14 protein-coding genes are annotated in these 13,659 nt (G+C 63.1%); 5 read left to right on the top strand and 9 right to left on the bottom strand.

The window, feature by feature from the left end; genetic code table 11:
• Positions 1-109 precede the first annotated feature (109 nt).
• The 3 genes from blaOXA to H5P29_RS18030 all read right to left on the bottom strand — a co-directional run bounded on the left by blaOXA (position 110) and on the right by H5P29_RS18030 (position 1,732).
• Positions 110-895 (bottom strand): class D beta-lactamase, encoded by a 786-nt coding sequence (gene blaOXA, locus H5P29_RS18040; protein WP_185910410.1) that lies wholly within the window; start codon positions 893-895, stop codon positions 110-112.
• Between the two features lie 213 nt (positions 896-1,108).
• Positions 1,109-1,471 carry a membrane protein insertion efficiency factor YidD gene (gene yidD / locus H5P29_RS18035; protein WP_154384158.1) on the bottom strand — a complete coding sequence of 121 codons (363 nt, stop codon included), beginning with the start codon at positions 1,469-1,471 and terminating at the stop codon, positions 1,109-1,111.
• 96 nt (positions 1,472-1,567) lie between these two features.
• A complete protein-coding gene (locus H5P29_RS18030; protein WP_154384157.1) occupies positions 1,568-1,732 on the bottom strand; it encodes a hypothetical protein in 165 nt (54 codons plus the stop codon).
• A 94-nt stretch (positions 1,733-1,826) separates the two neighbouring features.
• Here H5P29_RS18030 and H5P29_RS18025 point away from each other — a divergent pair, with 94 nt between their 5' ends.
• Positions 1,827-2,768 (top strand): LysR substrate-binding domain-containing protein, encoded by a 942-nt coding sequence (locus H5P29_RS18025; protein WP_154384156.1) that lies wholly within the window; start codon positions 1,827-1,829, stop codon positions 2,766-2,768.
• Here H5P29_RS18025 and H5P29_RS18020 read toward each other — a convergent pair.
• Complete coding sequence (locus tag H5P29_RS18020) at positions 2,750-3,178, bottom strand: iron-sulfur cluster assembly scaffold protein (RefSeq protein WP_067961718.1); 429 nt, start codon at positions 3,176-3,178, stop codon at positions 2,750-2,752. The genes H5P29_RS18025 and H5P29_RS18020 overlap by 19 nt on opposite strands.
• A gap of 235 nt (positions 3,179-3,413) precedes the next feature.
• Between H5P29_RS18020 and folE the strand changes: the two genes are divergently transcribed.
• From folE to H5P29_RS18005, 3 genes are all read left to right on the top strand, one after another.
• On the top strand, positions 3,414-4,055 hold the full coding sequence (folE, locus tag H5P29_RS18015; RefSeq protein WP_067961716.1) for a GTP cyclohydrolase I FolE: 642 nt from the start codon (positions 3,414-3,416) through the stop codon (positions 4,053-4,055).
• Between the two features lie 37 nt (positions 4,056-4,092).
• Positions 4,093-4,548: a phosphoribosyl-AMP cyclohydrolase gene (gene hisI, locus H5P29_RS18010; RefSeq protein ID WP_154384155.1), complete on the top strand. Its 456-nt coding sequence runs from the start codon at positions 4,093-4,095 to the stop codon at positions 4,546-4,548.
• A gap of 84 nt (positions 4,549-4,632) precedes the next feature.
• Complete coding sequence (locus H5P29_RS18005) at positions 4,633-5,598, top strand: patatin family protein (protein WP_154384154.1); 966 nt, start codon at positions 4,633-4,635, stop codon at positions 5,596-5,598.
• A 13-nt stretch (positions 5,599-5,611) separates the two neighbouring features.
• On the opposite strand, the gene recJ is transcribed toward H5P29_RS18005, so the two are convergent.
• The 5 genes from recJ to H5P29_RS17980 form a co-directional block, all read right to left on the bottom strand.
• Entirely contained in the window at positions 5,612-7,402 is a 1,791-nt protein-coding gene (gene recJ / locus H5P29_RS18000) for a single-stranded-DNA-specific exonuclease RecJ (protein WP_067961710.1), read from the bottom strand.
• A 56-nt stretch (positions 7,403-7,458) separates the two neighbouring features.
• Complete coding sequence (glpX, locus tag H5P29_RS17995) at positions 7,459-8,433, bottom strand: class II fructose-bisphosphatase (protein ID WP_067961708.1); 975 nt, start codon at positions 8,431-8,433, stop codon at positions 7,459-7,461.
• 192 nt (positions 8,434-8,625) lie between these two features.
• Complete coding sequence (locus H5P29_RS17990; RefSeq protein WP_154384153.1) at positions 8,626-9,942, bottom strand: homoserine dehydrogenase; 1,317 nt, start codon at positions 9,940-9,942, stop codon at positions 8,626-8,628.
• 52 nt (positions 9,943-9,994) lie between these two features.
• Complete coding sequence (locus tag H5P29_RS17985) at positions 9,995-11,212, bottom strand: LL-diaminopimelate aminotransferase (protein ID WP_067961704.1); 1,218 nt, start codon at positions 11,210-11,212, stop codon at positions 9,995-9,997.
• Between the two features lie 48 nt (positions 11,213-11,260).
• Positions 11,261-11,605 (bottom strand): hypothetical protein, encoded by a 345-nt coding sequence (locus H5P29_RS17980; RefSeq protein ID WP_246670701.1) that lies wholly within the window; start codon positions 11,603-11,605, stop codon positions 11,261-11,263.
• 144 nt (positions 11,606-11,749) lie between these two features.
• Between H5P29_RS17980 and H5P29_RS17975 the strand changes: the two genes are divergently transcribed.
• Positions 11,750-13,579: an alpha/beta hydrolase gene (locus H5P29_RS17975; protein WP_154384151.1), complete on the top strand. Its 1,830-nt coding sequence runs from the start codon at positions 11,750-11,752 to the stop codon at positions 13,577-13,579.
• Positions 13,580-13,659 lie beyond the last annotated feature (80 nt).

Below are 13,659 nucleotides of genomic sequence, written 5' to 3'. Positions count from 1 at the left end.
AAACCGGATGCGTCCGGCAGCGAGGGGTCTTTTAGGGGGAGTTTTCTGGCTCGTAAAGCCAAACAGCGACGCTTCGAGCGCCGCTGCGTCATTTCGGAGGAGCCTGGAACTAGTTGGCCGACTTGATCAACCCTGGCAGGTCGGTGAGGAAGTCGGCGCGCACCTTTGGTCCCATGAGTACCGGGCTCTTGCCTTCGTTGACGAACAGCCTGGCAAAGACGACCTTCCGGCCGTCCTTTTCGGCCCAACCGACGAACCAGCCAAACGGCCTGCTGCGATTTTGGGCGCCTGCCTTGTTGGTCAGCCAGCCGGTGCCGGTCTTGCCCTGGACCTTCCAGTCGCCGGCGTCGAAGGCAGGCAGGATCTGGCCGGTCATGTCGTATGCCTTGGCCGAGACCGAAAGCTTACGATCGAGAATACGCCTGATGAATGCCGCCTGCTCATCTGGCGAAATCTGCAGCGACGAGCTCAGCCACGAGTGGGTCAGGCCATCCTTTTTGCCTGGATTGCCCGTGATGTCGCCATTGCCATAGCTGAAGCCTTGGACATAGCCGGCAAACCGCTTATGGCCGAGCTTGCGGGTGATCTGCTGCGAGTACCAGACGACCGAGTCCTTCTCCCAGATCGTCGGATCGACTGGCCTGTGGTCGCGCTTGATGGCGTTGAACTCAGGCTTGTAGTCCCAGCGCGGCGTATGCGCGTCGCTGAGGATGCCGGCATCGTAGCCCATCAGTGCCAATGGCACCTTGAATGTCGATGCCGGGCTCACGCGCCGGTCGCAAGTGCCGTCACGGCGCAGCGTGGCGCCGCTCTGGGCATCGACGATCAGCGTGCATTCGAACACTGGCTTGAGCGCCGGATCATTGGCAGCCGCCTGCGCCTGAGCAAGAGGCACCGCAAGAAGGGAGAAAAAAACGAAGATCGAAGATCGACGAAATGAAGCAAGCACTGTCGTGACATCCTCTGTCGGTTGGGCGCCAAAGGACTATGGACGGCTATTGTCTCGAATATGGCTCAATTTGGACTGAACCATCTTAGCCTGACCAAACGGTAAACCGAAAAATATCGGCATTAACTGATATGCCACGCGGTGCGCGGCGCATGCGCCTCAATGCTCCGATGGCCGTCGACCAATCAGCCAATAGCGCCACGGCAGGTACCAGGCATAGGGCGCGCCGAGGCTCTCCGGCACCCGGTCGATGCCATGGGTGCCCCAGGGGCCGCAACGCAGCACGCGAAACAGGCCCATCCAGCCGCCGGCCCACAAGCCGTGGCGCGCAATCGCCTCATGCGCATATTCCGAACAGGTCGGCAGATGCCGGCATGAATTGCCGATAAAGCCTGAGAGCGTCAGCTGGTAAAGCCGGACCAACGAGGTGCCAAGCACGCGGCCTGGCGTCCTGCGCCACGGCCCGGCCCAGTTGCGGCCGCGCGCGGCGGTGCCGCGTGATTGGTCATGTCCGTGGTCCATCGTCTCCGCCGGATCGGAATCTATTCGCTATAGATGTCCATTCCGCCATGCAGACGCAATGTTCGACATCTACCACCTCGCCGCTGCGGCGCCGTGTCACGCATTCCAGCCAAGCTTCGCCCCGCGGTGGGGGCACCGCCGTTGCGGAGCGTCGAGTTGAAGCCGGTCGGCGTCGCAGCACTTGGTTCTCCGGGTGGCGTGGTCGACCTGGAAGGTCGCGATGCGGAACATTTCGGCGTAGGCGTTGAAGAGCGTTGGCATTGTCTTGCCTCCTTGGATGGAAGGATTAGACGGCCTCTAGCCGTGCTCTTCAAACGAGTATAACGTCAAGCTTGGATAACTTGAGATTATGCGAATGAACCGCGGGCGGCTTCCGCTGACGGCATTGAGAAGTTTCGAGGCGGCCGGACGGCACCTGAGTTTCAGCCGCGCGGCAGACGAATTGTTCGTCACCCAGGCCGCCATCAGCCGCCAGATTCGCGAGCTGGAAAGCTTCCTGCGCCAGCCCCTGTTCGTACGCTACCACCGCCGTGTCGAACTGACGGAACCCGGTCAGAAACTGCTGCAGCAGCTGGTCAAAAGTTTTGACGACATCGACCGCCGCCTTTCGGAATTGGCGACGAGGCCCTCGCTTTCGGTAGTCAGCGTCAGTGCCGAGCCGGCGCTGGCTGCCAGCTGGCTCCTGCCGCGCCTCAACAAATTTCGCGAGATGCGCCCCGACATCGAGATCGCGCTCGATGTCGACCCACGCCTGATCGATTTCCGCAGCGACCAGGCCGAGCTCGCCTTGCGCTTCAGCGCGCACAACAGCTCGTGGCCGCGCAGCGAGTCGGAACTTTTGGGGATGGTCGTCGATTCGCCAATCCTGTCGCCGGCGCTGCTGGCGTCCGGCCCGCCACTGGCCTCCCCTGCCGACTTGCGCCGCTACACGCTGTTGCATGAGGAAAACCGCCAGGGCTGGGCACGCTGGTTCGAGGCGGCGGGTGCCGACGAGGCATCCGTACCGGAGCGCGGGCCGTTGCTGGCCGACGCGGCACTGTCGAAACAGGCGGCGATGCTCGGCCACGGTGTCGCCCTTGGCGACCTTTTGCTGGTCTACGAGGAGCTTCAGGCAGGAACGCTGGTCAAGCCGTTCGAGACCAACGTCGTCTGCGGCGGCTACTGGCTGGTGGCGAAGAACCTGGCCAAGCTGTCCGAGCCGGCACAGTGCTTCGCCGAGTGGATCAAGGCCGAGTTCGCCAAAAGCCTCGAGATTCTCGACAACTGCCTGGCGTCAGCCTACCTGCGCTCGATCTGACCGATGGCGTCGACCACGGCGTCGAAGGTCAGCATCGTCGAGGCGTGCCGCGCCTTATAGTCGCGCACCGGCTCGAGATATTTCAGGTCGCCGAATCTGCCCTCCGGCGGCGTGCCGCCTTCCTTGAGCATGCGCAGCATCGTGTCGCGCACGGCGCGCAATTCATCGGCGCTGGCGCCGACGACATGCTCGGCCATGATCGATGACGACGCCTGGCCCAGAGCGCAGGCTTTCACCTCATGCGCAAAGTCGGTGACGATACCGTCCTTCATCGCCAGATCGATCGTGACCGTCGACCCGCACAGCTTGGAATGTGCTGTCGCCGTCGCATCGGGGTGATCGAGCCGGCCGAGCCGGCCGATATTGCCGGCGAAACCGAGAATTTTCGTGTTATAGATGTCGTCGATCAACTTTTTTCACTCTGAGTGCGTGTGATGAACAACTCTTGTCGCTGACGCATCTTCCAATCGTCGTCTTCACCCATATATAATGGTGGCGCTCGCCTCCCGACAAGGAGCTGAAAAGGCATCGGGATTTGAGCAAGATAAGCAGCTTTGGGTACGGCACTCGTTCCGGTGGTCCCTAAAGTGGCTGTGTCCGTTCAACTCGTCCCTGCTCTGACAGGGACTACTGGAGACGCCTGATATGGATGCCGTAGCGAAGAAGCTGATGCCGCAATCAGCCTATATGGACAAGCCTGCAACCGACCGCCCGACCGAGGCGGAGGTCGAAGCCGCTGTGAAGGTGCTCCTGCGCTGGACCGGCGACGATCCACAGCGCGAAGGCCTGATCGACACGCCCAAGCGCGTGACCAAGGCTTTCCGTGAAATGTTCAATGGCTACGACATGTGCCCGGCCGACGAGCTTGGCCGCACATTCGAGGAAGTCGCCGGCTACGACGACCTGGTCATCGTTCGTGACATCAAGTTCCATTCGCATTGCGAGCACCATATGGTGCCGATCATCGGCAAGGCTCATGTCGGCTATCTGCCGGATGGCAAGGTCGTCGGTCTCTCCAAGATCGCCCGCGTCGTCGATATCTTCGCCCACCGCCTGCAGACGCAGGAAGCGATGACGGCGCAGATTGCCGGTGTCATCCAGGACGTGCTAAACCCGCGCGGCGTCGCCGTGATGATCGAGGCCGAGCATATGTGCATGGCCATGCGCGGCATCCGCAAGCAGGGTTCGACGACCCTGACCTCCACATTCACCGGCGTTTTCCGGGATACCCCCGAAGAACAGGTCCGGTTCGTGACCATGGTACGAGCCGGCGGCGGCGGGATCTGATCCCGCTTCGCCGGAGCCCCGACTTAGGACCCCGGCGATGACCTTGCAGTTTCCCGAAGTTTCCAACGACAAGCGCGCCCTCGAAGAGGGCGAGCTGTTCTCGCCACGTTTCGACGTCAACGGTCTGGTCACCGCCGTGGTGACCGACGCCGCCGACGGCATGCTCTTGATGGTCGCGCACATGAATGCCGAAGCGCTGGCTCTGACGATCGAGACCGGCATCGCCCACTATTGGTCGCGCTCGCGCAACGCGCTTTGGAAGAAGGGCGAAACCTCGGGCAATTTCCAGCACGTCCAGGAGATTCGCACCGACTGCGACCAGGACTCGGTGTGGCTCAAGGTAAAAGTGAGCGGCCACGACGCAACCTGTCACACCGGCCGGCGTTCTTGTTTCTATCGGACGGTAGGACGACAAGGCAGTGTCGCGACGCTCAGCGCGGACGGCAGCGATCCGCTGTTCGATGTCGACGAGACCTACCGCAAGAAAACGTGAACCGGCTACCTGTTCCAGAACACAGAGATTCACGATTTTAATACGGGTCGGGAGTAGTCTGTATTTGGGAACAAGGAGTGTGCGATGCTCGAATGGGCGTCATTCTATGCGCGCCAGAACGTCCGGGAAGCCAATGGCTTTTCTTCCGGCACAAGTTCGAACGTTCCCGAAACAGCAAGACAGAACGGCATTTCACTGGCGCTCGGCGGCGGTGCTGCACGCGGCTGGGCCCATATCGGCGTGCTGCGCGCGCTTGATGAAGCCGGCATCCGCATCAACATGATCGCCGGCACTTCGATCGGTGCCCTCGTCGGTGGCTGCTATCTCGCCGGAAAGCTCGATCAGCTCGAGGAATTCGCCCGTAGCCTGACCAAGCGCCGTATCTTCGGCCTGTTCGACTTCAAGCTCGGCGGCAGCGGACTGTTCGGCGGCATGAAGCTCGATTCTCGCATGCAGCAGCACATGGGCAGCATCACCTTCGAGGATCTGCCGAAACCCTTCGTCTGCGTTGCGACCGAAATCCGCACCGGCCACGAGATCTGGCTGTCGAGCGGTTCGCTGATCAAGGCGATGCGGGCGTCCTACGCCCTGCCCGGCGTGTTCGAGCCGGTCACCTGCAACGGCCGCGTGCTGGTCGACGGCGCGCTCGTCAATCCGGTGCCGGTTTCGGTCTGCCGCGCCAACGAGCAGCCCTTGGTCGTTGCGGTCAACCTGCACTACGACCTGTTCGGCCGCGCGGCAGTGATCAAGCATAGCGCTGGCGAACTGGTGGTCGAGCGTCCGGCTGCACCGGGAGAGAACTCCGCTCAAAGCGAGCGCGAGGCGCGACTCGGCATCACGGGTGTCATGGTCGAAGCGTTCAACATCATCCAGGATCGCATTTCCCGCGCGCGGCTGGCCGGCGATCCGCCAGATCTGTCGATCCAGCCCAAGCTCGGCCTGATCGGCCTGTCCGAATTCCACCGCGCCGACGAGGCCATCCGGCTCGGCTACGAGGCGACAAAGGCGCAGATGGAAGAGATCCTGAGGCTTCAGGCGGTTCTCGGCTAAGACCAATTCTCGGTCAAGGACCGGCCAGCGACGCGTCGACGATCCTGAACTGGGCCGTGCGGCTGCCATTCCAATGATTGACCGAAATCGAGCCGGCGACGTGTATTGCACGGTCGCGGTTCCGGAACAGGAAATCGCCAAGTGGCGTCTCTGCCGCCCTGAACGCCATCGCCTGGACCTTGCCGCCGCTTTCCGAACGCAGGTCGATGCGTATATGTGCGGAGCCGACCAGCCTGGCATCGGCGATGCGATGCCTTGGCAGGACGAAAACGGGCGGCACATGCCCTGCCCCGAACGGTCCTGCTTTCTCCAGCGCGTCGACGAGGTTCAGCGTCGCGCCTTCCGCGGCCAGCGCACCGTCAATCTTCAGGCTTTCCTCATCCTGCAGGCGGAACACGTCGGCTGCGGCGCGCTGTTCGAAGAAGGCGCGCAACTCGCCCAGCTTGGCGCGCTCAACGGTGATGCCGGCCGCCATGGCGTGCCCGCCACCCTTGACCAGCAGTCCGGCTTCGACCGCCTCGCGCACCAGCCGGCCAAGGTCGAAACCGGACACGGAACGGCCTGACCCTGTGCCAACGCCATTCGGGTTGAAGGCAATCGCAAAAGCCGGGCGGCGCGCGTGATCCTTGAGACGCGATGCCAGCAAGCCAACGATGCCGGGGTGCCATGTGGTGCTCGCGGTGACCAACACGGCCGGGCCCGGTCCGGCGCCGATTTCGGCATCGGCCTCGGCGCGTGCCTCGGCCAGCATCTCCGTTTCCATCGCCTGGCGCTCCTGGTTCAGGCGGTCGAGCGTTTCGGCGATGGTTCCGGCTTCGACCGGATCGTCGGTGGCAAGCAGCTTGCTGCCGAGCGCCGCGTCGCCGATGCGCCCGCCGGCATTGATGCGCGGGCCGAGCAGGAACGACAGGTGGAAGGTGTTGAGCGGCTCGCCTATGCGCGCAACGCGGGCGAGTGCCGTTAGCCCGACATTGTTCTGCTGGCGCATGGCCTGCAGCCCCTTGACGACGAAGGCCCTGTTCACGCCGGTCAACGGCACGACGTCGGCGACCGTCGCAAGTGCCACAAGGTCGAGCAGCTTGAGCAGATCGGGACGCGGCGCGTCAGGCAGTCGCGCGCGCATCACCTTTGCCGTCTGCACCAAGGCCAGGAAGGTGACGCCGGCAGCGCAGAGATGGCCTTGGCCGGAGAGATCGTCGTCGCGGTTCGGATTGACCACGGCCACGGCATTCGGCATCGCGCCGCCGACCTGGTGATGATCGAGCACCACCACATCGGCGCCGGCCTCGTTGGCCGCGTCGATGGAGGCGGCGCTGTTGGTACCACAGTCGACGGTGACGATCAGGCTCGCGCCGCGCCCGATGAGCTCACGCATCGCATCCGGGTTCGGGCCGTAACCTTCGAAGATGCGGTCGGGAATGTAGATCTCGGACTCGATGCCGAAATGGGTGAGAAATCGCTTCACCAGCGCCGACGAACAGGCACCGTCGACGTCATAGTCGCCGAAGATCGCGACCTTTTCGCTGCGCAGCACCGCGTCGGCAAGGCGCGATGCCGCCTTGTCCATGTCGGTCAGCGAGGCCGGATCGGGCAACAGGTCGCGGATGGTGGGATCGAGGAACCGCTCGGTGTCCTCGGGCAGCACGCCGCGGCCGGCAAGCACACGGGCGACGATGTCGGGCACGCCATGCCCCTGGGCGATGGCGAGCGCCAGCATGTCCTGGCGTTCGGTCAGGCGATGTTCCCAGGAAACACCGGTGGCCGAACGCCTTACGCCGAGAAAGTTACGCTTTTCAGTCGCCATTCAGTTGAGGTCCACCCGCTTCGGATCGACCATAGGCGACCGCAACAGGCGCGTAATCAGAATTTTTCCAGATCCTGGTGGCGTGCCTTGATCTCACGCACGGTCTTGGACGACGAGCGCAGCACAATCGTGTGGGTGGTGATCGAGTCACGACCGAACTTGACGCCGGCAAGCATGTTGCCGTCGGTGACGCCGGTGGCAGCGAACAGCACGTCGCCACGCGCCATCTCCTCGACGCGGTAGACCTTTTTGGGGTCGGTGATGCCCATGGTGGCGGCGCGCGCAACTTTCTCAGGGGTGTCGAGCATCAGGCGTCCAAGCATCTGCCCGCCGGTGCAGCGCAGCGCAGCAGCAGCCAGCACGCCCTCGGGCGCACCGCCGGTGCCGAGATAGATGTCGATGCCGGTTTCCTCGGGATCGGTGGTGTGGATGACACCGGCCACGTCGCCGTCGCCGATCAGGCGGATGGCAGCACCGGTCTCGCGCACGGCTTCGATCAGCTTGGAATGGCGCGGACGGTCGAGGATGCAGGCGGTGATTTCTTCGACCGGCACGCCCTTGGCCTTGGCAACGCTGGCGATGTTGTCGGCCGGCGAGGCGTCGATGTCGATGACACCCTCGGGATAACCCGGGCCGACGGCGATCTTGTCCATATAGACGTCAGGCGCAAACAGCAGGCTGCCCTTTTCGGCAATGGCGATGACGGCAAGGGCGTTGGGCAGGTTCTTGGCGCAGATGGTGGTGCCTTCGAGCGGATCGAGCGCGATGTCCACGTCGGGGCCGCCGGAGCCTACTTCCTCGCCGATGTAGAGCATCGGAGCTTCGTCGCGTTCGCCTTCGCCGATGACGACCGTGCCGTTGATGGCAAGGCGGTTCAGTTCCTGGCGCATGGCGTCGACGGCAACCTGGTCGGCGGCCTTCTCGTCGCCGCGTCCGCGCAGCCTGGCTGCAGCCACGGCGGCCCGCTCGGTGACGCGCACGAGTTCCATGGTGAGAATCCGGTCGAGGCCGGCTACAACGCTTTTCGCCATAATACTGGGTCCTGAAGTCGATGAGTTCGGAGCGCCCAAACCGGGCCGGCTCTTATTGTCAAACCCGCATGACAACGGCAAGACCTGTTGCCCGCTTTATCGAAAGCGAAACAATATCAATCGATTGAAAGGTAATGGCGCTTGACTGCCTGGGAGGGGGGCACATTTGCACCCCCTAGAACAGGCGCCAGCTTAACCGGCGCGCTCGATGCGGATGACCTGCGGCTTGTCTGTCAGGTGACCGTCCTTGGTCACGCCGTCGACAGCCTTGCGCACGGCAGCTTCCGTGGTCTCGTGGGTCACCAGGATGACAGTCTTCTGGGCGATGCCGCCTTCGGTGCCATTGGCGTGCTGGACGATCGATTCCAGCGAAATGTCGTTGTCGGCCATGCGCTTGGCGATCGCTGCAAAGACGCCGATGCGATCATGCACAGTCAGGCGGATGAAGTAGCCGCCGGCATGGCTGCGCATCTGCGCCTTTTTGTACGGCTTCAGTTCCTTGGCCGGACGGCCGAACACCGGGCCATGCTGGAAGCCGGGCCGGCTCTTGGCGATGTCGGCGATGTCGCCGACGACGGCCGACGCCGTGGCGTTGCCGCCGGCGCCGGGGCCGGATAGAAGCAACTCGCCCAAAATGTCGGTTTCGATCGCCACCGCATTGGTGACGCCGTGGACCTGGGCGATGACGGATGCCGTCGGCACCATTGTCGGGTGCACGCGCTGCTCGATGCCGCTATCGGTGCGCTGGGCAACGCCAAGCAGCTTGATGCGGTAGCCGAGTTCAGCCGCTGCGCGAATGTCGGCCTGGGTGATGTTGGAGATGCCTTCGAGATAGATGTCGTCGGCAGCGATTTTCGAGCCGAATGCCAGGCTGGTCAGGATGGCGAGCTTGTGGGCGGTGTCGTTGCCCTCGATGTCGAAGGTCGGGTCGGCCTCGGCATAGCCCAGGCGCTGGGCGTCGGCGAGGCATGCCTCGAAGGTCAGGCCTTCGGCTTCCATGCGCGTCAGGATGTAGTTGCAAGTGCCATTGAGGATTCCGAACACGCGATTGACGCTGTTGCCCGCCATCGCCTCGCGCATGGTCTTGATGACAGGGATGCCGCCGGCAACGGCCGCTTCGTAGTTGAGCAGTACGCCTTTCTTCTCGGCGACCTCGGCCAGTGCCACGCCATGCTTGGCGAGTAGCGCCTTGTTGGCGGTCACGACATGGCGGCCGGCATCGAGCGCGGCACGCACACAGGCGCGCGCAGCACCTTCGTCGCCGCCGATCAATTCAATGAAGACGTCGATGTCGGCCTTCTCGGCCAGCTCGATCGGATCATCGAACCATTGCGCGCCGCTCAGGTCGACACCGCGATCACGGCTGCGGTCGCGGGCGGAAACGGCGGTCACGACGATTTCGCGACCGCATTGCCGGGTGAGCTCGGCGCCCTTGTCGCGCAGCACACGCGCCACCGAAGCACCGACCGTGCCGAGACCGGCAATTCCAACACGCAATGCTTCAGCCATGGTCGCGGCGCCTCTTTATTTCAATCGTTCTGGGAATGTGGCGCGGTGCCGCTCAGCGATGGGCTGCGAGCGGAACCACGTTGTTGGGGTGTTTGGCTGTGGTCTGCAGGAAGCGCTTGATGCTTCGTGCTGCCTGGCGGATGCGGTGCTCGTTTTCGACCAGCGCCAGACGCACATAGTCGTCGCCGTGCTCGCCGAAGCCGACGCCGGGAGCGACAGCCACGTCCGCATGTTCGATCAGCAGCTTGGAGAATTCGAGCGAACCAAGATGCTTGAACGGCTCCGGGATCGGTGCCCAGGCAAACATCGTCGCCGCCGGCGCCGGGATTTCCCAGCCGGCACGGGTGAACGAGTCGACCATCACGTCGCGGCGCTTGTGATAGACTTCGCGCACCTCGGCTATGTCGGCACCGTCGCCATTGAGCGCGGCAGTTGCCGCCACCTGGATCGGCGTGAACGCGCCATAATCGAGGTAAGACTTCACGCGGGTCAATGCGGCGATCAGGCGCTCGTTGCCGACGGCAAAGCCCATGCGCCAGCCCGGCATCGAAAACGTTTTCGACATCGAGGTGAACTCGACGGTGACGTCGATCGCGCCCGGCACCTGCAGCACCGAGGGCGGCGGATTGCCATCGAAATAAATCTCCGAATAGGCAAGATCCGACAGGATGATGATGTCGTGCTTCTTCGCAAACGCCACGACGTCTTTGTAGAAGTCGAGCGAGGCGACGAAGGCCGTAGGGTTCGACGGATAATTGAGGATCAGCGCCAGCGGCTTGGGGATCGAGTGGCGGACGCCGCGCTCGAGCGCCGGAATGAAGCCGTCATCCGGCTTGGCCTGGAGTGAGCGGATGACGCCGCCCGACATGATGAAACCGAAAGCGTGGATCGGATAGGTCGGATCCGGACACAGCACGACGTCGCCAGGCGCGGTGATCGCCTGCGCCATGTTGGCGAAGCCTTCCTTCGAGCCCAGCGTCGCAACGACCTGGGTATCGGGATTGAGCTTCACGCCAAAGCGGCGGGCATAATAATTGGCCTGGGCGCGGCGCAGGCCGGGAATGCCGCGCGACGACGAATAGCGGTGGGTGCGCGGGTCGCGCACCACTTCGCACAGCTTGTCGACGATGGCGGTCGGCGTCGGCAGGTCCGGATTGCCCATGCCAAGATCGATGATGTCGGCGCCCCGCGAACGGGCGCTGGCCTTCAGCCGGTTGACCTGCTCGAAGACATAGGGCGGAAGGCGGCGGACCTTGTGAAATTCTTCCATGTCAGTTCCAGGTAAACGGGGGCTCGGCGATGCGTGCGCGATATACACTCAATTGCAGGCGGGGTCGATAGTCTCGCACTTGCCTTCGATGGCCTTCAGCGTGTCGTCGCCGTGCTTTCTGGCAAGCGTGGTCATCGCCGCCGAATTGCCACCGCCTGCGCCGGCCTTGGCGCCCTGGCGCTGTCTGGCAGCCTGGAGTTCGGCCAGCTTGGCGGCCTTCTGGTCCTCGGTGAACTGGGCGGCGGCCACCTCAGGCGCAATGTTGAGATTGGGGTAGGTGCCGGTATCCTGCGCGCCACGTCCGGTTGCCGGTGCAGCGCTGCTGTCGGCGCTGGTCGTGCTGGTGCAGCCGGCAGCGGCAATGGCCAATGCCAGCACGCCCGCGGACAACATCACGCGGGAGCAGAAAAAAACATTCCGACCAACACTATATGTCATAAAGTTTCCCCGACAGGCGCGGTAGAGCGCGTTGGACCCGGTAAGACGTCACATGATACTATGTCAACAATGGGCGCTTTGGGAGGACCTGCAAGAACCATGGCGAAGGTAGACGATTCGGACAAGCAGAGTGGCGATACCCCCTCCTCCGTCGAGCAATACCTCGTCAAAGATCCGGAACGTTTTGCGCTCAACATGGCCCGCATGATCGAGCAGGCCGGGAAGGCAGCCTCCGCCTGGGCCGAACCGCGCGAGAAGGGCGAGGTGCGCGACACCGTCGCCGAGCCGATGGCCGACATGGTCAAGACCTTCTCCAAGCTTAGCGAATACTGGCTGTCCGACCCCCAACGCGCGCTGGAAGCGCAGACCCGATTGTTCTCCGGCTATCTTGACGTGTGGAGCAAGTCGATCCAGCGCATGGGCGGCGACGAGGTCGACGACGCCGTCAAGCCAGAACGCGGCGACAAGCGCTTCCTCGATCCCGAATGGGGCCGCAACGCCTTCTTCGATTTCCTCAAGCAGGCCTATTTGGTGACTGCGCGCTGGGCCGGCGACCTCGTCGACCATGCCGACGGTCTCGACGAGCACACCCGCCACAAGGCCGGCTTCTACGTCAAGCAGGTTGCCAACGCGATTTCGCCGTCCAATTTCATCCTCACAAATCCGGAGCTGTTTCGCGAAACCGTCGCCAGCAACGGCGAGAACCTAGTGCGCGGCATGAAGATGTTTGCCGAGGACATTTCGGCCGGCAAGGGCGACCTCAAGCTCCGGCAGGCCGACTACAGCGGCTTCGAGATCGGCAAGAACATCGCCACCACGCCGGGCAAGGTCGTCGGCCGCAGCGACGTCGCGGAAATCATCCAGTACACGCCGACCACCGACAAGGTGCTGAAGCGCCCGCTGCTGATCTGCCCGCCATGGATCAACAAGTTCTACATCCTCGACCTCAACCCGCAGAAATCCTTCATCCGGTGGGCGGTCGAGCAGGGCCACACGGTCTTTGTCATCTCCTGGATCAATCCAGACCAGCGCCACGGCCTGAAGGATTGGGAAGCCTATATCCGCGAAGGCCTGCAATATGGACTCGACATCGTCGAGCAGGCGACGGGAGAAACCAAGGTCAACGCCATCGGCTACTGCGTCGGCGGCACGTTGCTGGCGGCAGCATTGGCGCTGCTGGCACAGGAAGGTGACCACCGCATCCAATCGGTCACCTTCTTCACGACGCAGGTCGATTTCACCTATGCCGGTGACCTCAAGGTGTTCGTCGACGAGGATCAGATCAAGGCTCTCGAAGGAGCGATGAAGGACAAGGGCTATCTCGACGGCACCAAGATGGCGACGGCCTTCAACATGCTGCGCTCGGGCGACCTGATCTGGCCCTATGTCATCAACAACTACATGCGCGGCAAGGAGCCGACGCCGTTCGACCTGCTCTACTGGAATGCCGATTCGACGCGCATGGCAGCGGCCAATCACTCCTTCTACCTGCGCAACTGCTATCTCGAGAACAACCTGTCGCAAGGCAGGATGGAGCTGGCCGGCCGAACCATCTCGCTCGCCGACGTCACCATTCCGGTCTACAACCTCGCTGCGCGCGAGGATCACATCGCCCCTGCCCGCTCGGTCTTCCTCGGCTGCCAGTATTTCGGTGGCGATGTCGACTATGTCGTCGGCGGCTCTGGGCACATCGCCGGCGTGGTCAATCCGCCCGCCGCCGGCAAGTACCAGTTTTGGTCGGGAGGCAAGCCATCAGGCGATTTCGACGAATGGCTGAAGGGCGCTCTGGAGACGCCTGGCTCGTGGTGGCCGCACTGGCAGCGCTGGATCGAAGCCCAGGACGACACCCGCGTTGCGGCACGCAAGCCTGGCATAAGCGGGCGGGTGCTAGAGGACGCGCCGGGCAGCTATGTGAAGGTACGCGTGTAACCAGCTGTCACAGGCAGTGAATTGACGCCCTTTACCAAGAGGGCGAAAACATGGCGCCTATCATGATCTCGCCTTAATTG

The organism is Aminobacter sp. MDW-2 (assembly GCF_014250155.1).
Taxonomy (GTDB): domain Bacteria; phylum Pseudomonadota; class Alphaproteobacteria; order Rhizobiales; family Rhizobiaceae; genus Aminobacter; species Aminobacter ciceronei.
The sequence above is the reverse complement of the archived record's forward strand: the minus strand, read 5'-3'. Positions and strand labels throughout refer to the sequence as shown.